20 protein-coding genes are annotated in these 24,966 nt (G+C 71.1%); 6 read left to right on the plus strand and 14 right to left on the minus strand.

What is annotated here, in order from left to right; translation table 11 throughout:
• Nucleotides 1–124: 124 nt before the first annotated feature.
• The 6 genes from ACWD01_RS20085 to ACWD01_RS20110 all read right to left on the minus strand — a co-directional run bounded on the left by ACWD01_RS20085 (nt 125) and on the right by ACWD01_RS20110 (nt 8,384).
• Nucleotides 125–1,825 carry a carbohydrate-binding module family 20 domain-containing protein gene (locus ACWD01_RS20085; protein WP_451163613.1) on the minus strand — a complete coding sequence of 567 codons (1,701 nt, stop codon included), beginning with the start codon at nt 1,823–1,825 and terminating at the stop codon, nt 125–127.
• A gap of 600 nt (nt 1,826–2,425) precedes the next feature.
• Nucleotides 2,426–3,487 carry a LacI family DNA-binding transcriptional regulator gene (locus ACWD01_RS20090; RefSeq protein ID WP_451163615.1) on the minus strand — a complete coding sequence of 354 codons (1,062 nt, stop codon included), beginning with the start codon at nt 3,485–3,487 and terminating at the stop codon, nt 2,426–2,428.
• Nucleotides 3,475–5,124: a glycoside hydrolase family 13 protein gene (locus ACWD01_RS20095; RefSeq protein WP_451163617.1), complete on the minus strand. Its 1,650-nt coding sequence runs from the start codon at nt 5,122–5,124 to the stop codon at nt 3,475–3,477. Before ACWD01_RS20095 ends, ACWD01_RS20090 begins: the two co-directional genes overlap by 13 nt.
• Nucleotides 5,125–5,207: 83 nt before the next feature.
• On the minus strand, nt 5,208–6,086 hold the full coding sequence (locus tag ACWD01_RS20100) for a sugar ABC transporter permease (RefSeq protein WP_451163701.1): 879 nt from the start codon (nt 6,084–6,086) through the stop codon (nt 5,208–5,210).
• On the minus strand, nt 6,080–7,090 hold the full coding sequence (locus ACWD01_RS20105; protein ID WP_451163619.1) for a carbohydrate ABC transporter permease: 1,011 nt from the start codon (nt 7,088–7,090) through the stop codon (nt 6,080–6,082). Before ACWD01_RS20105 ends, ACWD01_RS20100 begins: the two co-directional genes overlap by 7 nt.
• A 19-nt stretch (nt 7,091–7,109) precedes the next feature.
• A complete protein-coding gene (locus tag ACWD01_RS20110; protein ID WP_451163621.1) occupies nt 7,110–8,384 on the minus strand; it encodes an extracellular solute-binding protein in 1,275 nt (424 codons plus the stop codon).
• 427 nt (nt 8,385–8,811) lie between these two features.
• Between ACWD01_RS20110 and ACWD01_RS20115 the strand changes: the two genes are divergently transcribed.
• Both ACWD01_RS20115 and ACWD01_RS20120 read left to right on the plus strand, forming a co-directional pair.
• On the plus strand, nt 8,812–9,846 hold the full coding sequence (locus ACWD01_RS20115; protein ID WP_451163623.1) for a LacI family DNA-binding transcriptional regulator: 1,035 nt from the start codon (nt 8,812–8,814) through the stop codon (nt 9,844–9,846).
• An 8-nt stretch (nt 9,847–9,854) separates the two neighbouring features.
• A complete protein-coding gene (locus ACWD01_RS20120; RefSeq protein ID WP_451163625.1) occupies nt 9,855–10,775 on the plus strand; it encodes a carbohydrate kinase family protein in 921 nt (306 codons plus the stop codon).
• 58 nt (nt 10,776–10,833) lie between these two features.
• On the opposite strand, the gene ACWD01_RS20125 is transcribed toward ACWD01_RS20120, so the two are convergent.
• The 3 genes from ACWD01_RS20125 to ACWD01_RS20135 form a co-directional block, all read right to left on the minus strand.
• The gene (locus ACWD01_RS20125; RefSeq protein ID WP_451163627.1) at nt 10,834–11,745 is read right to left on the minus strand and encodes a carbohydrate ABC transporter permease; all 912 of its coding nucleotides are present in this window, start codon (nt 11,743–11,745) and stop codon (nt 10,834–10,836) included.
• Nucleotides 11,742–12,752 (minus strand): carbohydrate ABC transporter permease, encoded by a 1,011-nt coding sequence (locus tag ACWD01_RS20130; RefSeq protein ID WP_451163629.1) that lies wholly within the window; start codon nt 12,750–12,752, stop codon nt 11,742–11,744. Before ACWD01_RS20130 ends, ACWD01_RS20125 begins: the two co-directional genes overlap by 4 nt.
• Nucleotides 12,753–12,861: 109 nt before the next feature.
• Complete coding sequence (locus tag ACWD01_RS20135) at nt 12,862–14,208, minus strand: ABC transporter substrate-binding protein (RefSeq protein ID WP_451163631.1); 1,347 nt, start codon at nt 14,206–14,208, stop codon at nt 12,862–12,864.
• Nucleotides 14,209–14,648: 440 nt separating this feature from the next.
• Here ACWD01_RS20135 and ACWD01_RS20140 point away from each other — a divergent pair, with 440 nt between their 5' ends.
• Entirely contained in the window at nt 14,649–15,674 is a 1,026-nt protein-coding gene (locus ACWD01_RS20140) for a LacI family DNA-binding transcriptional regulator (protein WP_451163633.1), read from the plus strand.
• A 29-nt stretch (nt 15,675–15,703) separates the two neighbouring features.
• Here ACWD01_RS20140 and ACWD01_RS20145 read toward each other — a convergent pair whose 3' ends face one another.
• Entirely contained in the window at nt 15,704–16,699 is a 996-nt protein-coding gene (locus ACWD01_RS20145) for an ArsR/SmtB family transcription factor (RefSeq protein ID WP_451163635.1), read from the minus strand.
• Between the two features lie 293 nt (nt 16,700–16,992).
• Here ACWD01_RS20145 and ACWD01_RS20150 point away from each other — a divergent pair, with 293 nt between their 5' ends.
• Nucleotides 16,993–17,586, plus strand: a complete 594-nt coding sequence (locus ACWD01_RS20150) for a peptidase inhibitor family I36 protein (RefSeq protein WP_451163637.1) — start codon at nt 16,993–16,995, stop codon at nt 17,584–17,586.
• 61 nt (nt 17,587–17,647) lie between these two features.
• Here ACWD01_RS20150 and ACWD01_RS20155 read toward each other — a convergent pair whose 3' ends face one another.
• Nucleotides 17,648–18,766 (minus strand): glycoside hydrolase family 9 protein, encoded by a 1,119-nt coding sequence (locus ACWD01_RS20155; protein ID WP_451163639.1) that lies wholly within the window; start codon nt 18,764–18,766, stop codon nt 17,648–17,650.
• A gap of 395 nt (nt 18,767–19,161) precedes the next feature.
• On the opposite strand from ACWD01_RS20155, the gene ACWD01_RS20160 reads away from it, so the two are divergent.
• Complete coding sequence (locus ACWD01_RS20160) at nt 19,162–20,577, plus strand: GH1 family beta-glucosidase (protein WP_451163641.1); 1,416 nt, start codon at nt 19,162–19,164, stop codon at nt 20,575–20,577.
• Nucleotides 20,578–20,669: 92 nt separating this feature from the next.
• On the opposite strand, the gene ACWD01_RS20165 is transcribed toward ACWD01_RS20160, so the two are convergent.
• Together ACWD01_RS20165 and ACWD01_RS20170 are read right to left on the minus strand one after the other, a co-directional pair.
• On the minus strand, nt 20,670–21,485 hold the full coding sequence (locus tag ACWD01_RS20165; RefSeq protein ID WP_451163643.1) for an SDR family oxidoreductase: 816 nt from the start codon (nt 21,483–21,485) through the stop codon (nt 20,670–20,672).
• Complete coding sequence (locus ACWD01_RS20170; protein WP_451163645.1) at nt 21,476–22,222, minus strand: SDR family oxidoreductase; 747 nt, start codon at nt 22,220–22,222, stop codon at nt 21,476–21,478. Before ACWD01_RS20170 ends, ACWD01_RS20165 begins: the two co-directional genes overlap by 10 nt.
• 427 nt (nt 22,223–22,649) lie before the next feature.
• On the opposite strand from ACWD01_RS20170, the gene ACWD01_RS20175 reads away from it, so the two are divergent.
• The gene (locus tag ACWD01_RS20175; RefSeq protein ID WP_451163703.1) at nt 22,650–23,912 is read left to right on the plus strand and encodes an MFS transporter; all 1,263 of its coding nucleotides are present in this window, start codon (nt 22,650–22,652) and stop codon (nt 23,910–23,912) included.
• Here the strand turns inward: ACWD01_RS20175 and ACWD01_RS20180 are convergent.
• Complete coding sequence (locus ACWD01_RS20180; protein WP_451163647.1) at nt 23,885–24,928, minus strand: glycosyltransferase family 9 protein; 1,044 nt, start codon at nt 24,926–24,928, stop codon at nt 23,885–23,887. The two genes, ACWD01_RS20175 and ACWD01_RS20180, sit on opposite strands and share 28 nt — an antisense overlap.
• Between the last annotated feature and the right edge of the window lie 38 nt (nt 24,929–24,966).

A 24,966-nucleotide genomic window follows, 5' to 3' on the forward strand; every position in this document is an offset into this window, starting at 1 on the left:
GGCGGGTCTCTCCTGGATGAGGGCTGGATGAGGATGGTGTGCGATGTACGTGGTGTGCGAATACGTGAATGGTGTGCGCCGCCCCGCGCCCGGGGAGGGACGCGGGGCAGCGCGGGGGGTGGCGTCAGTCGCGCCAGGTGTCGTTCAGCGTGACCTTGCCGGACGACGGCACGGTGGCGGTGCGGTTGGCGCCGCTCTCCCAGGTGACGTTGCCGGAGCCGTCCTTGCGGATGTACTTGTACTCGAACGACGTGCCGGCGGGCAGGTTCACGTCGAGCTTCCACACGGGGTAGCTCGCCGGGTCCAGCTTGAGGGCACTGCCGGGGCTCCAGTTGCCGAGCTCGGCGCGGTTGCCGGTGACGTAGATGTTCTGGCCCACGACGGTAGTGGCGTTGACGGCGAAGGACGCGCCCGTGCTCACCGGTTCGGGCTCGGTGGAGCCGCCGCCGCAGTCACGGGCACCGGCGTGCAGCGCGACGGCGGTGCCGGCGCCCAGCGTCGCGGTGAACCGGCCGGAGCCGTCCACCGTGACGGCGTTGCCGCTCTGTACGTCGCAGTAGGCGCCGGACGGCAGTGACGTCTGGAAGGTGCGGGTCAGCGTGGAGCCCTCGTGGTTGATGGCCACGTAACCCTTGTCGCCGCGGCCGAAGGCGATCGCGTCGCCGCCGTTGTCCCACCAGTCGGTGACACCGGCGCCCCGCGTGGTGTTGCGGAAGGCGACCATGGAGGAGATCTCGCGCCAGGCGTGCTGGCACTTCCAGCCGTCGCTGTAGCAGGCGTTCACCTGCCCGCCGTTCGGCGGGCCGGCGTCGTGGTCGGTGAACTCGTAGCCGGAGTGGACGTCGGGCGAGCCGTACGGCCAGGCCAGCATGAAGACGTGCGCCAGGGTGTGGGCGGCGCCGTCCTTGTAGGTGAGGGTGTCACCGACGCGCTCGGTGTCGTGGTTGGTGACGAAGACGGCGGACTTCCCGGACTCCATGAAGCCCCAGCCCTCGCCGAAGTTCTTCAGGTAGGCGAGGTTCTCGTGGTTGAACACCTGCTTGAGGCCGCGTCCGTAGCGGAATTCCTGGACGTCGCCGCTGCCGAGGTACTCGCTCGGCGAGACCGCCTCACCCGCGCCGTGGATGGCCTCGTGCTTCCAGTGGACGTTCGGGTTGCTCAGCCTGGACTTGATGGCGGTCAGGTCGTCGGCCGGCATGTGCTTGGAGGCGTCGATGCGGAAGCCGTCGACGCCGAGCGACAGCAGGTCGTTGAGGTATCCGGCGATCCTGCCCCGGACGTACTCCTCGCCGGTGTCCAGGTCCGCGAGCCCGACGAGTTCGCAGTTCTGCACGTTCCCGCGGTCCTGGTAGTTGTTGACCTCCGCGGTGCAGTTGTCCATGTCGGGCGCGGAGTACACGCCGGGGTAGTCGTACTTGGTGTACGAGGACCCGCCGGTGCCGGTGCCCGACCCGGCCGACATGTGGTTGATGACGGAGTCCGCGACGACCTTGACGCCGGCCGCGTGGCAGGTGTCCACCATGTTCGCGAACGCGGCGCGGTCGCCGAGGCGTCCGGCGATCCGGTAGCTGACGGGCTGGTAGGAGGTCCACCACTGGCTGCCCCGGATGTGCTCCTGGGGTGGGGAGACCTGGACGAAGCCGTATCCGGCGGGGCCGAGGCTGTCGGTGCACGCCTTGGCGATCGAGTCGAACTTCCACTCGAACATCACGGCGGTGACGTCCTTGCCGCCGGGTGGCGCGGCCTGGACGGGGGTGGGGGCCGTGACGACGGCGGCGGCTCCTGCCACAACGGCAAGGGCCGCGGCCACGGTTCTGCTGGCCATGATTCCTCCTGGGCTCACAGGAAGGCGCGGATGCGAGGGGTCAGCCTCGTGCGGCAACGCGCCGTGCCCGCAAGGCCTTGGGGATTTCTTGCTGCAAGAAGTCTGAAACTCGTTGCGGACGAGACCGTAAGCCCAGCCCGGCCGGTGGTCAACCCTCCGGGCACACTCCCGCAATGTGCTTGAAAACTGGCCGTTTCGTGACCGCAAACTCTTTCGCAAGTCATTGCAGCGGTGTTACGTTCAACCACGACTCCGGCCCGGCCCTCACCCGCAGCGGCCGGTCCGGCAGGGGCCGTTGGCCGTCGCCCCGAGCGGGCGGCTGCCACGGGGTCTGCCCCGGCCGGGGGTCCCGGTCAGTGCCGGGCCCCACGCGCCCGGCCGGGGCAGGCCGTCACCGCACCGGCCGGAAACCGCCGAAGCGCCGGAGTGCCTCAACAGGCCGCCGGGTCAACGGCGTCGGCATCGCCGGCCCGGCTCACCGGCCGAGGCCCAAGAGCAGGAGGCCCGGGGCCGCCGAAGGACCCCGCCGCGCCCCGACCCGGGGCCGGCCCCGGGCTTCCCGACAACCGCGCGGCCCGGGGCATCGCCGCAAACCGGACCTCAGCGCCGCGGCGCACCCGTCGAGCCGCGCACCACGAGCTCCGGCTGGAAGACGAACTCCGTCCTCTGCACCGGGTTTCCGTCGATCTCCTCGACCAGCGCGTCCACCGCCGCCGTCGCCATCGCCTGCACCGGCTGACGCACCGTCGTCAGCGGCGGGTCGGTGAACGCGATGAGCGGCGAGTCGTCGAAGCCGACCACCGACACGTCCCCGGGCACCTCGAGTCCGCGTGCCCGCACCGCCCTGATCGCGCCGAGCGCCATCAGGTCGCTGCCGCAGACGATCCCGGTGCACCCCTGGTCGAGCAGCAGGCCGGCCGCGGCCTGGCCGCCCTCGACGGAGAAGAGGGTGCGCTGGATGAAGCTCCCGGCGTCGTCCGCCGACAGACCCAGCATCGATTCGAGCGCCTCGGTGAAACCCTCCGCCTTGCGCAGCGAGGGCACGTAGCGGGTCGGCCCGATGGCCAGACCGATGCGCTTGTGGCCGAGGTCGACGAGGTGCCGTACGGCCATGCGCGCCGCGGACCGGTCGTCGGGCGAGACGAACGGCGCCTGGACGGCCTCGTTGTAGCCGTTGATGAGGACGAACGGCACGCCCCGCCCCGCCAGTTTGAGATAGCGGGACGGGTCGGCCGTCGTATCGGCGTGCAGCCCGGAGAGGAACACCATGCCCGTGACACCGCGCTCCTCGAGCTGCTCGACGAGCTCGTCCTCCGTGGAACCGCCCGGCATCTGGGTGCACAGCACGGGCGTGTAGCCGTGCCCCGCCAGCACCTGCTCGATGACCTGAGCGAACGCCGGGAAGATCGGGTTCGTCAGCTCGGGGATGATCAGGCCGACGAGCCCGGCGCTGCGCTGCCTCAGCCGCATCGGCCGCTCGTAGCCGAGCACGTCGAGGGCGGCCAGCACCTTGTGCCGGGTGCCGGCCGCGACGCCGGCCTTGCCGTTGAGCACCCGGCTGACCGTGGCTTCGCTGACCTTGGCCTGGAGGGCCAGGTCGGCGAGCCTCGGGGCGGCGGAACCGTCGCCGCCCCGAGGCAGGGGTACGGTCACACCGCCCACCAGACGGTGGTGTCGGCGGGCACCTCTGCCATGTCGTCCACGACCATCACCGTGTCGTTGGCGAGCAGGGTCCGGCCGGGCACCGGGATACGGACCGTGGCGCCGGTGGTGTTGGCGGTGCACAGGAAACCGTCGCGGCGGAAGGCGAGCACGCCCTCGGGGGCGTCCACCCACTCGACCGCGTCACCGGCGCCGAGCCCGGCGTGTTCGCGGCGGACGGCGAGCGCGGTGCGGTACAGCTCGAGCGTGGAACCCGGGTCGCCGGTCTGCGCCTCGACGCTCAGCGGGCCCCAGTTGCCGGGCTGCGGCAGCCAGCTGCCGCCGTCGCCGAAGCCGTACGAGGAGCCCTCGACGGTCCACGGGATCGGCACCCGGCAGCCGTCGCGGAAGCCGTCCTGGCCGCTGGCCCGCCAGAACGACGGGTCCTGGCGGACCTCGTCGGGCAGGTCCGTGACGTCGGGCAGGCCGAGCTCCTCGCCCTGGTAGACGTACGCGGAGCCGGGCAGCGCCAGCATCAGCAGGGTGGCGGCGCGGGCGCGGCGCAGGCCGAGCTCGCGGTCGCCGGCCTCGCGGAGCTGGGTGCCGAGGCCCGCCGGGTTGGCGAAGCGGGTGGCGTGCCGGGTGACGTCGTGGTTGGAGAGCACCCAGGTGGTGGGCGCGCCCACGGGGCGCATGGCGGCGAGCGAGTCGTCGATGACCTTGCGCAGCTCCTCGGCGTCCCAGTGGGTGCCGAGGTACTGGAAGTTGAAGGCCTGGTGCATCTCGTCGGGACGGACGTAGTTGGCGGTGCGCTCGACGGTGGGCGTCCAGGCCTCCGCGACGAGGACGCGGTCGTCGCCGTACTCCTCGAGGACCTTGCGCCAGGAGCGGTAGACGTCGTGGACGCCGTCCTGGTCGAAGAACGGCATGACGTCGTTCCCGAGCAGCTTCAGCTGGTCGTGCTCGCCGAGGTCGGGCAGGCCCGGGGCCTTGATGAGGCCGTGGGCGACGTCGACGCGGAAGCCGTCGACGCCCATGTCGAGCCAGAACCGCAGGATCGAGCGGAACTCGTCCCGGACGGCGGGGTGCTCCCAGTTGAAGTCGGGCTGCTCGGGCGCGAACAGGTGGAGGTACCACTCGCCGTCGGCGGCACGCGTCCAGGCGGGCCCGCCGAAGATGGACTCCCAGTCGTTGGGGGGCAGTTCGCCGCTTGCACCCTTGCCGGGGCGGAAGTGGTAGCGCTCCCTCAGCGGCGAGCCGGGGCCCTCGCGCAGGGCGCGCTGGAACCACTCGTGCCGGTCGGAGGAGTGGTTGGGCACGAGGTCCACGATGATGCGCAGGCCGAGTTCGTGGGCGTCGCGGATCAGCGCGTCGGCGTCGAGCAGCGAGCCGAACATGGGGTCGATGGCGCGGTAGTCGGCCACGTCGTAGCCGGCGTCGGCCTGCGGGGACGCGTAGAACGGGCTCAGCCAGACGGCGTCGACGCCGAGGTCCCGCAGATACGGCAGCCGGCCGCGGATGCCTTCCAGATCCCCCATGCCGTCGCCGTTGCCGTCGGCGAAGCTGCGCGGGTACACCTGGTAGATCACCGCGTCACGCCACCAGCCCGTGTGCGTGCCGGTGGTGGGGGCGGCGGGGGCAGCGAGGTGCTGGGTCATGTCATCCCTGGAGGTGATGGGGTGGGGTGCGGCGCCGGGCCGGGAGTCGGGCACGGACCGGCGCCGCCGCTTCATACGGCTTCTCAGCCCTTGACGGCGCCGGCGGACATGCCGGTCACCAGATGCCGCTGGGCGAAGAGGAAGACGAGCCCCGCGGGGATGGCGATGAGCACGGAGGCCGCGGTCATCGGGCCCCACTGGGCGCCGTACTGGTTGACGAACTTCTGCAGTCCGCCGGCGAGGGTCAGGTTCTCGTCGCCGATCATGAAGGCGGACGCGTAGGCGACCTCGCCCCAGGCGGTGATGAACGAGTAGAACGCGGTGACCGCGATGCCGGGCTTGGCCAGCGGCAGAATCAGCCGCCAGAAGGTGCCGAACGGGGTGAGTCCGTCCACCTGCCCCGACTCGTCGATCTCCATCGGGATGGTGTCGAAGAAGCCCTTCATCATCCACGCGCAGAACGGGACGGCGATGGTCAGATAGGTGATGACCAGGCCGAACGCGTTGTTCAGCAGCCCGATGGCGGACATGATGTTGTAGATCGGCACGATGAGGACGGCGACCGGGAACATCTGGGTGATCAGCAGCGTCCACATCAGGCCGCGCTTGCCGGGAAAGCGGAAACGGCTGACCGCGTAGCCCGTGGTGGCGGCGACGAAGACGCCGAGCAGGGTGGTGAGGCCGGCGATCAGCAGCGAGTTGCCGAACCAGGTGAGGAACTCGGTGTTCTCCAGCAGGCCCCGGTAGTTCGCGAGCGTCGTCTCCTTCACGAAGTCGGTCGTGTTGGCGTACTTCGCGGGCTTGAGTGAGGTCAGGAACACCCACAGCACCGGGAAGACGGCGATCACGGAGGCGACGATCAGGGTGGCGTGCAGCCCGGCGGAGGCGAGCGGCGAACGCGCGCCACGGGGGCGGACCTTGGTCCGGCTGCTGGACGTGGGGGTCACGGCGGTGGTCACCAGACTTCTCCCTGCTTGCGGAGGACTCGCCGGTAGACCGCGGCGAAGACCATCAGGATGACCAGGATCAGTACGCCCCAGGTGGACGACTGAGCGAAGTCGCGCGGGCTGATCTCGAAGGAGAACTTGTACGCCTGCGTCACCAGGATCTGGGTCGCCTCGCCCGGTCCGCCCCGGGTGAGCAGGAAGATCACCGGGAACATGTTGAAGGTCCAGATCGTGCTCAGCAGGACCACGGTGGTGCTGACCGAACGCAGGCCGGGGAGCGTGATGTTGCGGAACCGCTGCCAGGGGCCGGCGCCGTCCATCTCGGCGGCCTCGTAGAGCTCGCCGGGGATCGACTGCAACCCGCCGAGCAGGGCGACCATCATGAACGGCACACCGAGCCACACGTTCACGGCGATCACCGCGACCTTGGCCATGCCGGGGTCGTTGAGCCACGGCACCGCGTCGATGCCGCCGCCCGCGAGGATGCTGTTGAGCAGTCCGCGGCGCTCGTCGTAGAGGAAGCGCCAGGCGAAGACGGACACGAAGCCCGGCACCGCCCACGGCAGGATCAGCAGCATCCGGTAGAAGGACCGGCCGGCGATCCTGCGGTTGAGGATGTTGGCCAGCGCCATGCCGAGGCCGAACGTGATCGAGACGCAGGCCACCGTCCACACCAGCGTCCAGCCCAGGGTGTCGAAGAACTGCCCGCCGGACAACGCCTCCTTGTAGTTGTCCAGGCCCACGAACTCATAGGTCGCGGGGATCTCGTTGACGCCGATGGTCCGCGCGACATTGCGCTCCGTGGCATCCGTCAGGGACAGGTAGATACCGCGGACGAGCGGATATCCGATGATCACTGAGATCACGACCGTCACCGGAGCGACCATCGCCCACGCGTACCAGTGCGTGGAGAGGGAGCGCCGGAGCCTGCCCTCGCGCTTGCCAGTACCGCGGCTCGGGCCGCGGGCGACATCGCCCGCGGCCTTCGCCACCGACTGGCTGCTGGTGTCCACAGCCATCAGCCGGCCAACCTTCCTGTTACTTCCAGTCCTTGAGGAGCTTGCGGTACTCGTCGGCCGTGGCCTTCGCTCCCTTTTCCGGGGTGGTCTGGCCGGTGAGGACCTTGGTGTACTCGGTCACCAGCGGCGCGAAGAGGCTGCCGGTCTCCGGGATCCACGGGCGCTCGACGGCCTTGTCGACGACCGGGCGGAAGAAGTTGACGATCTCGTTGCTCCCGACACCCGGCTGCGAGTAGACCGAGTTGCGGGTCGGGAGCAGGCTGAGCTCCTTGGCGACCTTGGCCTGGCTCTCGGCGGAGGTCATGTACTCGGTGAAGGCGTACGAGGCGTCCAGGTTCTTGGAGCCCGCGTAGACGGCGAGGTTGTGGCCGCCCTGCGGGGCGCCCTGACCGGCCGAGCCCGCCGGGACCGGCGCGATGCCCAGGTTCGCCTTGTCGGCGAACTCCTTGCCCGTGTAGGTGTCGGAGACGGCCCACGGGCCGTTGATGATCATGGCGACCTTGCCGTCCTTGAAGGCGGCCTGCATGTTGTCCCAGCCGTTGGTCGCGTCGGTGATCGCGGCCTTGGAGTCGACCAGGTCCTTGACGGTCTTCATGGCCCTGACGCCGGCCGCGTCGTCGACGGTGATCTTCTTGTTCTTCGCGTCGACCAGGTCACCGCCCTCGCCGTAGAGGAAGGAGAGGAACCAGTAGGCGTCGTCACCACGGAGATAGAGGCCGGTCTTGCCGGTCTTGTCCTTGATGGTGGCCGAGACGGTCTTCAGCTCGTCGATGGTCTTGGGGACCTCGACGCCGGCCTCCTTGAAGATCTTCTTGTTGTAGAAGATGCCCATGGAGTCGATGACCTGCGGAACGGCGTAGGTCTTGCCGTTGTACTCGGTGGAGGCAGCGGCCTGCTTGAGGAAGTCGTCCTCGCCCTTCAGCGCCGCGGTGCCGTCGAGCGGCGCGAGGTAGCCGAGGTCGGCGAACTCCGGAGTCCAGGCGACCTCGGAGCGGATGACGTCGGGGGCGCCGGAGCCGGACTGCGCCGCGTTCTTGAACTTGTTCTGCGCCTCACCGAACGGCACGTTGACGTACTTGACGGTGACCTTCGGGTGCAGCTTGGTGAAGTCCTCGGCGAGCTTCTTGAAGACCTTGTCCTCACTGCCGACCGTGGAGGTGTCCCACCAGGTGACCGTGCCACTGAGCTCACCAGAGCTCTTGTTGCCGGTATCGCCGCTGTCGTTCCCACCGCACGCCGTCGCCGACACGGCCAGTGCCGAGACCAGAGCGATGGCCGCTATGCCACGCCGCATGTGAACTCCTTCAACTGATCCCGGAAGGGCGGAGGCGAAGACCTGCCTCCCGCCGTCCGCTCCCTCGCGGTGCCGGGTTGCCAGGAACGTAACAGGGCTGAAAACCATCGGAAAGACCTTGCGGCAAATTTCTGCAAGGACAGGTGATCGTTACATCCGCGTGTCCTGAGAGTTGCCGAAGGATCGCTTGACACCCCTCCAGGACCGGACCGTGCCCAGGGTGCGCCGCCGACGGACGCCTTCGCAAGCGCTCCGCAAGGCTTTGCAGGGATGCGACGCGCTTCATGCCCCGCGGCGGCCGTACGGAGGTCGTCCGGGGGTCATACCGGGGGTCGTACGGGAGCACCGGCGGCGACATGACGCAATGAACCTGCCGATTCCCACCCCTGGTGGGCAATCCGACGCGCGCCCGGTACAGTCCACTCCCATGACCGCGCGGCTCGCCGACATCGCAGCCCAGGCGGGGGTCAGTGAAGCCACAGTCAGCCGCGTGCTCAACGGCAAGCCCGGCGTGGCCGCGGCCACCCGCGAATCCGTCCTCGCCGCACTCGACGTGCTCGGCTACGAACGGCCGGTCCGGCTGCGGCAGCGCAGCGCCGGCCTCGTGGGACTGATAACCCCCGAGCTGGACAACCCGATCTTCCCCGCCCTCGCCCAGGTCATCGGCCAGGCGCTGACGCGGCAGGGCTACACCCCGGTGCTCGCCACCCAGACCCCCGGCGGGTCCACGGAGGACGAACTCACCGAGATGCTGGTGGACCGCGGCGTCTCCGGGATCATCTTCGTCTCCGGACTCCACGCGGACACCACCGCCGACATGGAGCGCTACGACCGGCTGCGCGCCAAGGGCGTGCCGTACGTCCTGGTCAACGGCTTCTCGCCGAAGGTCCAGGCCCCCTTCGTCTCCCCCGACGACCGGGCCGCGATGCACCTGGCGGTGACCCACCTCGCCTCGCTCGGCCACACCCGGATCGGCCTCGCGCTCGGCCCCCGGCGGTTCGTGCCGGTGCTGCGCAAGATCGAGGGCTTCCAGGCGGCCATGGAGGAACGGCTCGGGCTGTCCCCCGACGAGTCGCAGGAGCTGATACAGCACTCCCTCTACACCCTGGAGGGCGGCCAGGCGGCGGCAGCCGCACTGATCGCCAAGGGGTGCACCGCGATCGCCTGCGCCAGCGACATGATGGCCCTCGGTGCCATCCGCGCGGCGCGGCAGCAGCGGCTCCACGTCCCCCGGGACATCTCGGTGGTCGGCTTCGACGACTCCCCGCTCATAGCGTTCACCGATCCGCCGCTGACCACGATCCGCCAGCCCGTCCAGGCGATGGGGCAGGCGTCGGTGCGCGCGCTGCTGGAGGAGATAGAGGGCACGCCCGCCCCGCACAGCGAGTTCGTGTTCATGCCGGAGCTGGTGGTGCGGGGCTCGACCGCGTCCGCCACGAAGCGGGCCGCGGCCCGGGATTGAGGCCGTAGGTGAGCGAGCAGGAGTACGACGTACTGGTCGTCGGCGGCACCGGCGTGGACACCATCGTCCGCGTCGACGCGCTGGAAGTACCGCCCGGCGACTCGCTGTTCGTGCCCCCGGTGCGCGACTACGTGGGGCACACCGGCAACGGGGTGGCGCTGGGCTGGCACGCGCTGGGTCTCGCCACCAAGTTCATCGACTTCCTCGGCGACGACGTCCAGGGCCGCACGGTGCTCGCCGCGTACGAGGAGCGGGGCCTCGACTTCAGCCATGTGCACTCCCCGCACGGCACACCGCGCGGCATCAATCTGGTCGACCCGGCGGGCCGCCGCTTCTCCTTCTACGACGGCCGTCACCCGGCGGACCTGCGACTGCCGCGCCCCTTCTATCTGCCGTTCCTGGAGCGCGCCCGGCACGTCCACCTCTCGATCGTCGGCCACAACCGCGACATGTACGAGGACGTCCACCGGCTCGGCGTCACCAGCTCCACCGATCTCCACGACTGGGACGGCCGCAACCCGCACCACCGGCACTACGCCCTCGCGTCCGACTACGTCTTCCTGAGCGCCGCGGCCCTCGGCGACCGGTTCGAGGAGGTCATGCACGGCATCCTCGCCGAGGGGCGGGCACGGTTCGTCGTGGCGACGGCCGGCGCCGCGGGCTGCCACCTGCTGGTCCGCGGCGACGAGAAGGCGCGGCACTTCCCCGCCGTACGGCCCGAGCGCCCCGTGGTCGACACCAACGGCGCTGGGGACGCGTTCGTCACCGCGTTCCTGCACTCGCTGTTCGAGGGCCGGGAGATGGAGGAGTGCGTGCTCGCCGGCTCCGTGGCGGGCGCCTTCGTCTGCGGGGCGGCCGGCACCCACACCGAGTTCATCGGCCTGCCGGAACTGCGCGCCGCCTGCGCGCGGGCGGCCTGCGACGCGTGACTGCGCCGGGGCCCGCAGGGCGCCCCACGCGCCTTGCGAGCCCCGGCTCCCCTGCGTTTCAGCTCTTGACCGCGCCCGAGGTGATGCCCCCGACGATGTGCTTGCCGAGCAGGGCGAAGACCAGGAGCAGCGGGACGGTCGCGATGAACGCGCCGGTCAGCACGATCGCGTGGTTCACGGTGTGGTTCCCCGACCCCAGACCGGCGAGTGCCACCTGAAGGGTGGGCGAGCCGTCCGGGGTGAGCGCGATGAACGGCCAGAAGAAGTCGTTCCACGACTGGACGAAGATCAGCATCCCGAGGACGGCCATCGCCGGCCGGGCGATGGGGAAGACCACGTGCCAGATGATGCGCAGGCTGTGGGCGCCGTCCATCCGGGCCGCCTCGATGAGCTCGACCGGCAGCGCCTCCAGCAGGTACTGCCGCATGAAGAACACGCCGAAGGCGGCGACCAGGCTCGGCAGGATCACCGACTGGAGCTGGTTGACCCAGCCGAGCTCGGTGATCAGCTGGTAGAGCGGGATGACGCTGAGCTGCGGCGGCACCGTCATCGTCGCCACCACGACCGCCAGGAGCACATTGCGCCCCTTGAACCGCAGCTTGGCGAAGGCGAACCCGGCGAGCGTCGCGAACAGCACGGTGCTGGTCGCGACCGCGCCCGCGACGATCGTCGTGTTGATCAGGGCCTCCCCCATGTCCACCTGGTTCCAGGCGATGGAGAGGTTCTCGAACAGCCGGCTGCCCGGCAGCAGCGGGCTCGGGGCCTGGACGACGCGTTCACCGGAGTGGGAGGCCGCGACCAGGTTCCAGTACAGCGGGAAGAGCGAGACCACGGCGGCGAACACCAGCAGCGCGTAGGTGAGCGGACCGCCGTGGTGCTGCCGTCCGGCCTTCTGCCCCAGTCGCCGCCGGCGCGACTTCGCCGGTCCGGCGGGCGCGGGCGCCGCGGTCTTGTCCAGCACATGACTCATGAGCGTGCCGCTCCGTTCTTCTTCTGCGCGCTCGACCGGCTGAGCAGGCGCTGTACGAGGCCGATGGCCAGCAGCAGGAGCAGCATCACCCAGGCGATCGCGGAGGCCTGGCCGAGCGCACCGGTGACCCAGCCCTTCTCGTACATCAGCAGGCTCAGCGTCTGGTACTGGTTGCCGCTGCCGCCGCCGATGCCCAGGCTGCCGCCGAAGATCAGCGGTTCACCGAAGAGCTGGGTGGCGCCGATGGTGGAGACGACGATGGTGAACAGGATCGTCGGCTTGATCGACGGGATGGTGATGCTGATGAACTGCCGGAAGCGGGACGCCCCGTCGAGGGCCGCCGCCTCGTAGAGGTCGTTCGGCACCGCCTGCATCGCGGCCAGGTAGATCAGCGCGTTGTAGCCGGTCCACCGCCACGTGATGATCGTGGAGATGGCGATCTGGGCGGGCCACTTCTCGGTCTCCCAGTTGACCGCGTCGATGCCGACGTAGCCGAGCAGCTGGTTGATCAGCCCGTAGTCGGTGTTGAACAGCTGGGCGAAGACCAGCGCGGCCGCGGCGATGGACGTCGCGTACGGGGCGAGGATGGCGACCCGGTAGAAACCGCGGCCGCGGATGCGGTAGTTGAGCAGATGGGCCAGTCCGAGCGCCATCAGCAGCTGCGGCACGGTGGAGATGACGCCGATGGTGAAGGTGTTCGCCAGGGCGTTCCAGAAGAAGTCGCTGTCCCAGAGCCTGGTGTAGTTCTCCAGGCCCCGCCACTCGGCCGCGCCGCCGAGCTCGACCTTCTGCAGCGACAGCCAGCCGGTGTACAGCAGCGGAAAGAGACCGAAGGCGGCGAAGACGAGGAAGAACGGCGCCACATAGGCGTACGGGGTCGCCTTGAGGTCGAGGCGGTAGAGGCGGCTGCGCCAGCCGGACGGGTCCCGGTGCCGCGGGCCCTTCGGTGGGCCCGAGGGGCCGGCGATCACGTCGGCGCCCTGGTCGGGCCGGAGGGAGGTGGCCATCAGGCGACCCTTTCCCTGGTGAGTGGTGACGGGAGAACGGCGGGCGCCCGCGCGGCGCCCGCGAAGGAGCCGCCGGCTGCCGCGGGGACAGCCGGCGGAAGGGCGTCGGCTACTGGTCGATCTTGTCCTCGACCAGCTTGCGCACGTTGTTCCAGGCCTTCTCCGGCGAGGTGCCGCGGGTCTCGATGTCGAGGATCCCGTTGTCCGTCAGGAAGGTCTTCACCTGACCGTCCCAGCGGCCGATCGGGGCCGGCTTGATCTGCTGCGCGGCCTCGGAGTAGATCTTGCCGACCGGGACGCCGGGGAAGTACTCGGGCTGGGCGTTCTGGACGGTCTCGGACTTCAGGCCCTCGGTGGTCGAGGGGATGTTGCCGTTGACGGCGAACACCTTGGCCTGCTGCTCGGGCGCGGTCAGCCAGGCGGCGAGCTTGGCGGCCTCGGCGGTGTGCTTGCCCGCCTTGGGCACGGCGAGGAACGAGCCGCCCCAGTTCGCCGGGACCGGCGCCTGGGCGATGTCCCACTTGCCCTTGTTGGACGGTCCGGCCTGGTCCTTGATGATGCCGGTCATCCACGACGGGCAGGCGACGGTGGCGAACTTCGAGTTCTTGAACGCCGCGTTCCAGCTGCCCTTCTCGTCGAACTGCCGCAGCTTGGCGGTCAGTCCGCCCTCGGCGGCCTTGACGGCGGTGTCCCACGCCTTCATCACGCCGAGGCTGCTGTCCCAGCGCAGCTGGCCGTCCTCGCCCGAGTACTGCTCGGGCTGGCTGGAGACGACCGCGTTGAACAGACCGCTCGCCGAGTCGTGGAACGCCGCCCCGTCCGGCGCGCCGGCCTTGTACTTCTCGCCCGCTGCCAGGAACTTGGCCCAGTCACCGGCCCACAGCTTGCCGACCTCCTCGCGGTCGGTCGGCAGGCCGGCCTTCTGGAACAGGTCCTTGCGATAGCAGATGCCCATCGGGCCGATGTCCGTGCCCAGCGCGACGACCTCGCCGTTCTGGGCGGTGGCCTGCTTGACCTTCCAGTCGAGGAACGCCGAGGTGTCGACGCCCTCGGTCTTGCCCAGGTCGACGAACTTCTTCGACATCGCCTCGCCGGTGGCCTCCGCGATGTAGCCGACCTCGATGGCCTGGATGTCGGCGAGGCCGCTGCCCTGCGAGAGCCTCAGCTTCAGCGCGTCCCAGTACTTCTGGCCGTCGGCGACGTTGGTCTCTTCGATCTTGATGCCGGGGTTCAGCTTCTCGTACTCGGCGTAGAGCTTGGCGCCGGTCTTGTCGTCGAACCCGAACGATCCGAAGGTGCCGACGCGGAGGGTGATCTCTCCGCCCGAGCTGTCGCTGCCCTCCTCGTCCCCCGAGCCGCCGCAGCCGGTCACGAGAAGACCGAGGGACAGCAGACTCGCGGTGGTGAGGGTGACCGCGCGGCGTCTGCGCGGGACGTCACCAAAAGATATGCGCATTCGAGGCTCCTACGACTGTTTCGGCTGGTGGCGGGCCCAGAGCGACAGAGTGGGGCTGACGGCGAGCAGGACCGGTCACGGAGGGGAAGTGAGGAAGCGGTGCACAGCAATCCCGTACGGGTGAGTGGGAGCGCTCCCACTACTGCTTGGTTCGAAAGCTTCCCGGCGGCGACACCCTCTGTCAAGGTCGAACAACAGAGCTTTATTGCTCCGAGATGTCACCGGCGTGAGAATCTCCCGCTTTCAGCGCAGGCAAAACCCGCGAGCCGCCACATAAGGCCCAGTTGGCCGCGCCCGCGCCCCAGCGGCGCCGGCGCCCCGGGATGATCCTCGACAAGCCGGAGCTGATCGATCAATATTGGGAGCGCTCCCGAACTCTCCGTCACCGAGGTCACCAGGGAGAATCGACGCACACGGCAACACCCTCACCGGAGGCACGCATGGCAGCACGGGGCCGCTACGGCCAGCCCACACTCGAGCAGGTGGCCGCCCTGGCCGGTGTCGGGCGGGGCACCGTGTCACGGGTGATCAACAAATCCCCGGGGGTGCGCGACTCCACCCGGCACGCCGTCGAACAGGCCATCGCGGAGCTCGGGTACATCCCCAACCACGCCGCCCGCGCCCTCGCGGGCAGCCGCACGGACGCGGTGGCGCTGGTCGTCCCCGAGACCGAGAAGCGGTTCTTCACCGAGCCCTACTTCTCCGAGATCATCCACGGCGTCGGCATCGGCCTGGCCGACACGGAGCTCCAGCTGCTGCTGACCCTGGTGCGCACGGAGCGTGAACGCGACCGGTTCCTCCAGTACGCCAAGGCCCGCCGGATCGACGGCGTCCTACTGGTCTCCCTCCACCGCGACGACCCGCTCCCCGACCAGCTCTCGGACATGGACATGCCCACCGTGCTGGGCGGCCGCCGCACCGGCGACGAGACGGTCTCCTACGTCGACTGCGACAACGCCGGAGGGGCCCGGCTGGCCGTGCGCCATCTCGCCAAGACCGGCCGCCGCAAGATCGTCACCATCACCGGCCGCGCGGACATGTACGTCGCCCAGTGCCGGCTGCGCGGCTACGAGGAGGCCGTCCGCGGCGCGTACGGGGAGTTCGACCCCACCTGGGTCGCCGACGGCGACTTCACCGAGGAGAGCGGCCGCCACGCCATGACGGAGCTGCTGCGCCGCCACCCGGACCTCGACGCGGTGTTCGCCGCGTCCGACGTGATGGCCGCCGGCGCGCTGCACACCCTGCGCGCCGCGGGCCGCGCGGTGCCCGGCGACGTGGCCGTCATCGGCTTCGACGACTCGCCGCTCGCGCAGCACACCGACCCGCAGCTGACGACGGTCCGCCAGCCGGTGGAGGAGATGGGCCGCACCATGGCCGACGTCCTCCTCGACCAGATGGCCTCCCCGGGCGCCGCCTGGCGGAACGTGGTGCTCCGCACGGAGTTGGTACGCCGCGCCACGGCCTGACCGCGCGCCCCACGCCCGTACGCCCCGCGTCAACAGCCCTCGTGCACCAGGGTGTTTCCCAGGGGTGTGCGGCTGTGCCGTACCGAGACCCCCCGCCGCTCCGTGGCGACGAGACCTGCCGCACGCAGGGCGGCGGCGTGGCGGCTGGCCGCCGTGGTGGAGATACGCAGGCGCTCCGCGAGCGTGGTGGTGCTGTGGCTGCTGGCGAGACAGTGGAGGACGGCGGCACGGGTGCCGCCGAGTAACTCGCCGAGGGCCGACGCGCCGGGCGTCTCTCCGGCCGGCTCCGGTATCCACAGCGGCTGCCGGGCCACCGGGTAGACCAGCACCGGCGGCAGCTCGGGAAGAGCGAGCGTGATGGGGTGGTCGTGGCAGAAGAAGCTGGGAATGACCGTCAGACCCCGTCCCTCCAGGTGGAGTTGCTGCTCCACGGGGTAGTCGACCTCGAGGACGGGCGGGCGCCAGCGGGACGTGGGGCCGAGGCCGGCCAGCAGGCCCTCACTGCCGTGCTCCAGCACGTCACGCACCCGGCGCCGCCGGTCACGGTGGACGCACCGTGCCGACGCGTCGGCGTGCGGAGCCACCGCGACACGGTGGTAGCGGTGCAGCATGGCGCCGAGCCGGCGCAGGGCCGGGGCGCGGCCGGAGGCGATGTCGTCGAGCCACGCGGAAGGGCGGGAGCGGCCCGCGGCGAGGCGGGTGATGTCGGCGCGCAGCCGGCCCCTGCCGGTGGAGAGCATCCTGTCGAGGCCCGCGTTCAGCACGGGTTCGCAGCCGGCGCCGTCGGCGGGGGTGAGGAAGTCCGGGAAGTACGAGGTGCGCGGGGCCAGCGCGGTGAGCATCCTGACCTCGTGGCCCGAGCCGGCGGCGGCCAGCACCGCGCGGGTTCGACGGCACCACGGGGCGAAGAAGGGCCCCGGGCCGACCAGTTGGTGCAGACTCAGCACCGTCTCCCACATGGCGTCCGGCTGCTGGGCGAGCCGGACCCTGCCGAGGTCTTCTCCGGTGAAGTGGATGCGAAGCACGTTGTCCCCCGATGCGGTGCCTGCTGTCCTTCGCAGGGTGCCCAGAGGCCCGCCGGGATTCCGAGGCGGCGCGCCGAGCCGCGGTGACGGCTGTCGCCGTAGCACAAGGAACGCTGCGGCGCTGGGGATTGCGGCAATTCGGGAGAGCTGTCGCCCACCGGCGCCGGCGGGCAGCGTGGTCCGTGTCATCACCCGGCCCGGAGCAAGAGGGCGTACGACCGGCAATGCCGGGGGCGATGACGTGCGTTCACCATCCTCCACGAAGTCCTACCACCGGAAGGGACACGATTCCTGTGCATACGAGAACAAAGCTGGCGGCCACTCTTTTCGCGGGCGCCCTGACCGTCCTCGGAGTGACCGGCACGACCTCTGCCGCGACCACGCTCGACAGCACGATCGCGGCCCAGGCGGAGCGAGCCGGCCTCAGCACGAGCGAGGTCGCCGGTCTGCAGAAGCAGATCGACGAGCAGCTGGAGATCACCCCGGGCGGCGAGCAGATCGGCGTCAACCAGGTCGCCTGGCGCGACGGCAAGACGATCATGACGTTCCCGCTCCCGGGCGAGAAGAAGGCCCGCGCCGTCGGCGAGCCCGTCACGACGCTCGGCACGGCGAACTGCAGCTACACCTGGACCTGCCTCTACGAGCACGCGAGCTACGAGGGCCGCCGGCTGACCTGGCAGGACTGTGCCTTCAACAACCTCTCCACCTGGGGCTTCAACGACAAGGCGTCCTCCTGGCACAACAACCAGACCAGCGGAACCGTGACCAGGGTCTACAACTGGACCGGCAGCTCCTGGTCCCAGATCTGGTCCTCCACCGCCCCGTCGCGCGACTCCTACGTCGGCAGCTCCGACAACGACAAGGCCGACGGCATCCGCGTCTGCTGACCCCTTCCGCAGCAGGGCCGCCGCCGCACGGTGCGGCGGCGGCCCTGGGCCGGGCGGGCCGTCAGCGCCCGTAGACCTGGAACTCGTAGAGCGAGATGCCGTACGGAGTGGCGCGGGTCCGGCCGTGCAGGCGGACGTAGCGCCCCTGGCCAGAGACGTCGATCGACTGGGTGCCGCCCGTGCCGGCGGAGGTGGCGTACAGGTCGGTCGAGGTGCGGAAGTCCGGGTCGTCGGAGATCTGGACCCGGAACGACCTCGCGTACGCCGCCTCCCACTTGAGCACCACGCGGGAGACGGAACGGGAAGTCCCCAGGTCGACGGTGATCCACTGGTCGTCCTGGAAGGCGCTGCTCCAGCGGGTGTCGTCACGGCCGTCGACGGCGTGCTGCGGGGTGAGCCCGCCGTTCTCCGACGAGGACGCCGACACGGGCCTGCCCTGGGACAACAGGGAGGCGCCGGGCTCCGGTTCACCGGCCGTCAGCCGGTCCGTGGTGCGGTCCAGATACGTCGCCGTCCACACGAGCGGCGCGTTCCAGTTGATGGTGTTCTCCTTGGAGCCCCAGGCGTCCGGCGCGGTGCCGGGGCCCGCGTAGGACTTCGCGGCGGGCCGGCCGGTGGGCGTGGCCGGGTCGTTGATGTTCTCGTTGTTGGGCCCGCCGGACAGCCAGCCCCGCGGGTACGGGGTGGCGGGGTACGCGCCCCAGGCGAGCCGGTCGTGCAGGTCGGTCTCCGCGTACTCGCCGTAGCCGGTCACGTAGGACAGCCGCATGGTGTTGGCGCCCATCAGATAGTCCATGCCGCGGTGCATGGCCTTCAGATAGCGGACGTCGTCGGTCAGGTCGTGGGCGGTGCCGAGGAGCAGCATCCGGTTGACGATGTACGAGTTGGAGCCCCACGGGTACTGCCTGGAGCCGGGGATGAGGGCGGGGTAGCCCTCGCCGTTCAAAGTGGTGACGGCCGCGTCCGCGAACGCCGTCAGGTTGCCGCGCATCCTGGCGGTGTCGGCGGCGGGCAGGTCGGCCGCGACGGTCAGCAGCGAGAGCGTGCCCGCGGTGGCGACCTCGGCCCAGTCGAACTGCCCGACCTGGCCGTAGTGCGGCGAGCCCGTGACCGCCGAACGGTGGGACGGTGCGGAGCGGACGGGGCTGACGGGGCTGCGAACGGGAGCGCTCCCAGCCAAGGAGGCCACCGACCGGGTCAGGACGATCGGCGGACCCGGATGCGGGAGCGCTCCCACATGGGCGGCGCGCCCCGGTCGCAACTCGTTCCCGCCGCGCCCCGACGGGCATGGCGGGTCGAGCACCACTGGTGCGGCACCGCGGACCAATGAAGCGGTTCGCACGGCCCGTGTCAATGACCGCGACAGGACCTCGGGCCCTTGACAACCCGCGCCGGCTGCCCGAATCTCATGGGAGCGCTCCCATTCCGGCTGACGCAGCTCTGGTCTTCCGCCTGCCCCGCCGCAGAGCTGCCGGTCGTCGGAGCGGGAGCGCTTTCAGCAGCCCCGCCAAGTTCGTGCCCGGCCGCCGCGGGCCCTCGGCCCGCCGCCGGCGATCGACCGATCAGAGGATGACGATGACCGCAGAGAACGATCCGGTTCCCGCAGCGCTCGCGCGCCCGCAGGCCGCAGCGTCCTTCCCACCGGGATTCCTGTGGGGAGTGGCGACCTCGGCGTACCAGATCGAGGGCGCGGCGGGCCGGGACGGCCGTGGAGTGTCGATCTGGGACACGTTCTCGCACACTCCAGGCAAGGTGGCGAACGGCCACAACGGCGATGTGGCCGCCGACCACTACGACCGGTACAAGCAGGACGTCGCCCTGATGTCCGATCTCGGCGTCGGCGGTTACCGCTTCTCCGTCGCCTGGCCGCGCATCCAGCCGGACGGCCGCGGCCCGGCCGACCAGCGCGGCCTCGACTTCTACAGCAGGCTCGTCGACTCTCTGCTGGAGAAAGGCATCCAGCCCGCGCTCACGCTCTACCACTGGGACCTCCCCCAGGCGCTGGAGGACGAAGGCGGCTGGCGTACCCGGGACACCGCCTTCCGCTTCGCCGAGTACGCGCAACTGGTGAGCGAGTCGCTCGGCGACCGGGTGAAGCTCTGGGGCACCCTCAACGAGCCGTGGTGCGCGGCCTTCCTCGGATACGGCAACGGCATCCACGCCCCCGGTGCCGTCGACCCGGCCGGTTCGCTGCGCGCCGCCCACCACCTGCTGCTCGGCCACGGCCTCGCGGTCCCCGCGATCCGCGCGGCGGCGGCGCCGGACGCGGAGGTGGGCATCACGCTCAACTTCTACCCGGTGGACGCCGACTCCGAGAGCACCGCGGACCTCGACGCGGCCCACCGGATCGACCTGCTGCAGAACCGCCTCTTCCTGGACCCGGTGGTCGAGGGCTCCTATCCGGCGGATGTGCGGGAGCACTTCGAGCGGGTGTGCGGCACCGGGCACATCGAGACCGCCGACGAGAAGATCATCGGCGCGCCGGTCGACTTCCTCGGCGTCAACTACTACACCTCCTACCGGGTCGCCGGAGGCGGCGCCCCGGACGGGCCCTCCCCGTGGCCGGGCGCGGAGGACGTGCGCTTCATCGACCGCGGGCTGCCGAGGACCGGCATCGGCTGGGAGATCGACGAGGACGGCCTGCGCCGCCAGCTCGTGCGTATCCACCGGGACCACCCGGGGCTGAAGATGTACATCACCGAGAACGGCGCCGCCTTCGACGACACCGTCGAGGCCGACGGCCGCATCGAGGACGCGGACCGCACCGCGTACATCGAGGGCCATCTGCGCGCCGTGCACCGGGCCATCGAGGAGGGCGCCGACGTCCGGGGCTACTTCCTCTGGTCGCTGCTCGACAACTTCGAGTGGGCCGAGGGCTACGGGATGCGCTTCGGCGTCGTCCGCGTGGACTTCGAGTCCCAGCGGCGCACACCCAAGCGCAGCGCCCTCTGGTACGGCGGCGTGGCCCTGGCCAACGCGCTCCCCGACTGACGGCCGCGAGACCCCCTGACGAGGCCGCCCCCGCACGAGGGGGCGGGGGCGGTCCTCACAGGGCGTCGTGGAACACGGCCCGGCCGGAAGACTCAGGGCCGGCGCCAGGAGTCGTCCTGGAGGTGGGAGCCCGCCATGGGCCCCATGCGCAGCATCCCGCCGTCGATGGACCACGACGCCCCCGTGACGTAGCCGGCGTCCGAACCGGCGAGGAAGGCGATCACGGCGGCGACCTCCCGCGCGTCACCGGGACGGCGTATCGGGATGCCGGGGCGCTCGGCCGCCCTGGGGTCCTCGTCCTCCTGGCCGGTCATGGGCGTCGCGATCTCGCCCGGTGCGACGGAGTTGACGGTGATGCCGTGTTCGGCGAGTTCGAGCGCCATCACCTGGGTGAGCAGTCCGAGACCGCCCTTGGCCGCGCAGTAGGGCGCGGCGCCGACCCGGGGCTGGTGCTCGTGGACCGAGGTGACGTTGACGATCCGGCCTCCGCCGCCCTGGCCGATCATCCGGCGGGCCGCCCGCTGGCCGCACAGGAACGGGCCGACGAGATCCACGTCGACGACCTGGCGGACCGTGCCGAGGTCCAGATCGAGGAACGGGGTGGCGGTGCCGGTACCCGCGTTGTTGACGAGCACGTCGAGCCGGCCCAGCTCGCCGGCGAGCTCGTCGATCACGTCCGCGGCGTCCGGGAGGACGGTGAGGTCCATGTGGGCGACGGCCGCGCGCCGCCCGTGGGCGCGTACCTCCTCCGCCGTGGCCTCGGCGCCCTCCCGGTCCGTGTGGAAGGTGATCCCGATGTCCATGCCGGCTTCGGCGAGCCGGACGGCCGTGGCGCGTCCGATGCCGGAGTCGGAGCCGGTGACGACGGCGACGCGGGTGGGCGCGAGGGTGTCGGGGGTCACGGCCATGAGGGTTCCTTCCTGGGCACGACGACCAGCTCGGAGACCGCGCTGGTGTCCGGGACGGACAGGGCGTAGAGGACCGTGTCGGCCACGATGTCCGGGCTCTGCAGCATGCCGAGGTCGGCGTCCGGGAAGCGTTCGAGGATGAAGGGGGTGGCCATGCCGCCCGCGATGACGCCGGTGACGCCGATCCCCGGGCAGTCGCGCTGCGCCTCCTGGAAGAGCGTGTGGGTGAAGGCGCGCAGCCCGGACTTTCCGGCGGCGTAGGGCCCCGCCTCGGTCCAGGTGCGGTTCGCGGCGGTGGAGAGGATGTTGACGATGTGACCGCCGCCACGGGCGACCATCCGGCGGTAGGTCTCCAGGCAGAGGAACATCGGCCCGAGCAGGTTGGTGGTGATCACCCGGGTCACCTCCGCGGCCGTCAGGTGCTCGATCGGCTTGGAGACGTCGACGGCCGCGTTGTTGACCAGGATGTCGATGTGACCGCCGTCCTCCTCGAGCTCCCGGAAGACGTCGGCGACCGCGTCGGCGTCCCGCACGTCCATCAGCACGAAGTCCGCCTTGCCCCCGTCCGCCGCGACCTGCTCGCACAGCTCCTCCGCCAGGTTGCGGCGTACGTCCGCGACGAGTACGGACGCGCCGGCGCCCGCGAGTCTGCGGGTGATGGAGGCTCCGAGCCCACGCGCGCCGCCGGTCACCAGGGCCTGCCTGCCGTCGAGGTCCACCTGCACTCCGCCGTTCAATGGTCTGCCTTCCCTTCGGTGCCTTCGTGCTTTCTCACTGTGACGCGCGCAACTGGGGACGGCACTTGGGACGGGGGCCGTCCGGCGGGCCGGGGGCCTGTGAGCAAGCCCACCAGAAGTACGCGATCCCAGTCGGCACAAGGGTTCGGGTGCCCGGCGGGGTCCTGGGCACGCACGGGTGGAAGTACTTGTCCCGAGCCGTCTGCCACGATGGTCAGCGCCATTGAGGTGGAGCGGCCGTGCAGTGCAGCCGGCGTCACAAGCTTCCACCGCGTTCCGCCACATGGGTCCCCCGGGGGCTCCTCACCCGAGTGATCTCACTGTGCCTGCTTCCTCTTCCGCTGCCCCCGCGGCCGCCCCGTCCGGCCGCCTCGCACGTCGCCTGCTGGGCGACAACTCCCCCTGGCGCTGCTTCAAGTACCCGAGCATGCGCTGGTGGTCCGTCGCGAACTTCGTTTCCAACGCCGGTACTTGGATGCAGCTCACCGTGCAGAACCTGCTGGTGCTGCAGATCACCGGGTCGGCCGCCGCGACCGGACTGTCGATGTCGGTGCAGGCGGCGCCTGGCCTGCTGATGAGCCTGGTGGGCGGTGCCGCCGTCGACCGCTGGCCCCGCAAGCTGACCGCCTCGGTGAGCCAGGCGCTGCTCGGTGCCGTCGCGTTCCTGACGGCGTTCCTGGTGGCGATGGACCAGCTGAACCTGGGCGTCCTGATGGCGCTGGCCGCTGTGACGGGCGTCATCGCCACCGTCGACGGCCCGGCCTGTGCGCTGCTCGGCAACGACCTGGTCCGTACGGAGGACGTGCCCTCCGCGATCGGGGTGGGTTCGCTGGTGCACAACGCGGGCCGGCTGGCGGGTGCGGCGCTCGCCGGTGTGACCGTCGGCTTCTTCGGCACGGCCGCCGCCTACGCGGCCAACGGCGTCTCGTTCCTCTTCGTCACCGCCGTCATTCCGTTCCTGCGCCCGGTGGCCCGGGCGGTCCGCGCCCGCTCCTCGAAGGCCGAGGCACGGAAGCCGGCCGAAACGGCCGATGAGAACGACATGAGCATGCGGGAGGGCCTGCGGTACTTCGCGCGCCGGCCGCGGCTGGTCGCGCTGGCCGGGATCACCGGGCTCAGCGCCGTCTTCGGACGCAACTACCAGCTCACCCTCGCCGTGCTCGTCGTCGGACCGCTCGCGGGCGGCGCGGGGGCGTTCGGCACCGTCTCGACCGTGCTCGCCGTCGGCGGCATCATCGGCGCGGTGTTCGGGGCCCGGCTGCGCAGGCCGTCGGTGCGGCTCGTGGGCCTGCTAGCGGCAGCCGGCGGTGTGCTGCAGATCGTCGCGGGCCTGTCGCCGTCCCTCGCGGTGCTGCTGGTCGTGGTGCTGCCGATGGCTCTCGTGGAGTCGGTGTCCGACACCGCGGGGACGACCGTGCTCCAGACCGATCCGCCTCCGCACATGAGGGGACGCGTCCTGGGCGTCTGGGGCAGCATCAGGACGGTGTGGAGCCTCGCCGGGCCGCCGGCGCTGGGCCTGCTGATGGAGCTGGCCGGTGCGCGCGGCGCCCTGGTCACCGGCGGCCTGCTGGTCGCGGGCGCGATCGGGGCCGGATACGTACTGCGCGAGCGCCGTACGACGAAGCCGGTGACCGTGCCGGCCGCGAAGCCCGCACTGGCCGGTCAGCCGGCACTGGAGACCGCGGCCTGAGCCGTACGCGCGCTGGCCCCGTACCCGCCCGGGTACGGGGGCAGCGCGCGTACCGCGTCGAGCACCTCCTCGGAGGTGATGCGCAGCAGCCGCTCGTCGGGACGGTCGCCGTGGGCGTCCCCGGGGCGGGGGGCGTCGTCGGGGTCGGGGTGCCACAGCACCCGGTGGTACGGCCGGGGCGGCGGCCCCCACAGACGGGGCGCCACGGGCCCGAACAGGGTGACGGACGGAGTGCCGAGGGCGGTCGCGAGGTGGGCGAGGCCGGTGTCCCCCGCCACCACGCAGCGGGCCCGGGCGACCAGGGCCGTCAGCACGTCGAACGGCACGTCGCCGCCCGTCCCGCCGATGACCGCGTCCGGTGGGAGCCCCGCCGGTCCGGCCACCTCTGCCGCGAGCCGGCCCTCCGCGGCCCCGGCCGTCACGACGACCCGGTGCCCGGCGCGGCTCAGCGCACGCGCCACGGCCGCGAACCGCTCGGCGGGCCAGCGGCGGGCCGCGGCGTCCGCGCCCGGATGCAGGACGACGGCCCCGGGCGCGGGCGAGGGCGTGTCCGGTGCGGGGACGAGCAGGTCGGCGGGGTCGGCGGGCAGGCCGTACCGGTCGAGCAGCCGGCACCAGCGCTCCCGTTCGTGCTCGTCGTCCCGCCACTCGGGTCCGTCCGGCTGCGCGTACGCGTACAGGCGTCGGGGGCAGAGCCGGGCGAGCGGCCGGCGGCTCTCGGGGCCGCTGCCGTGCAGATCGACGGCGAGGTCGGGCGCGGGGCCCGTCCAGGCGAGCGCGGCGGGCACGGCCCGGCCGGGGGCGGCGGCCGGCAGCAGCCGGTCGACCAGTCCGGTCGCCGCGGCGGCCGTCGCGAGCCGCCCGGGCGCGGCCAGCACGATCTCGTGTCCGGGGAGCCCGCGCCGCAGGGCGCGGAGCGCGGGGACCGCGCTCAGCAGGTCCCCGAGCCCCAGGGCCCGCAGCACCAGGATCCGCGGCCGCTCGGTGCCGCTCGGATGCTCCGCGCTCGTGGTCATCCCGGTCTCCTTCCAGCGGGGTCGGCGGGGCGGTGGGC

This window comes from Streptomyces sp. NPDC002835 (assembly GCF_053591995.1).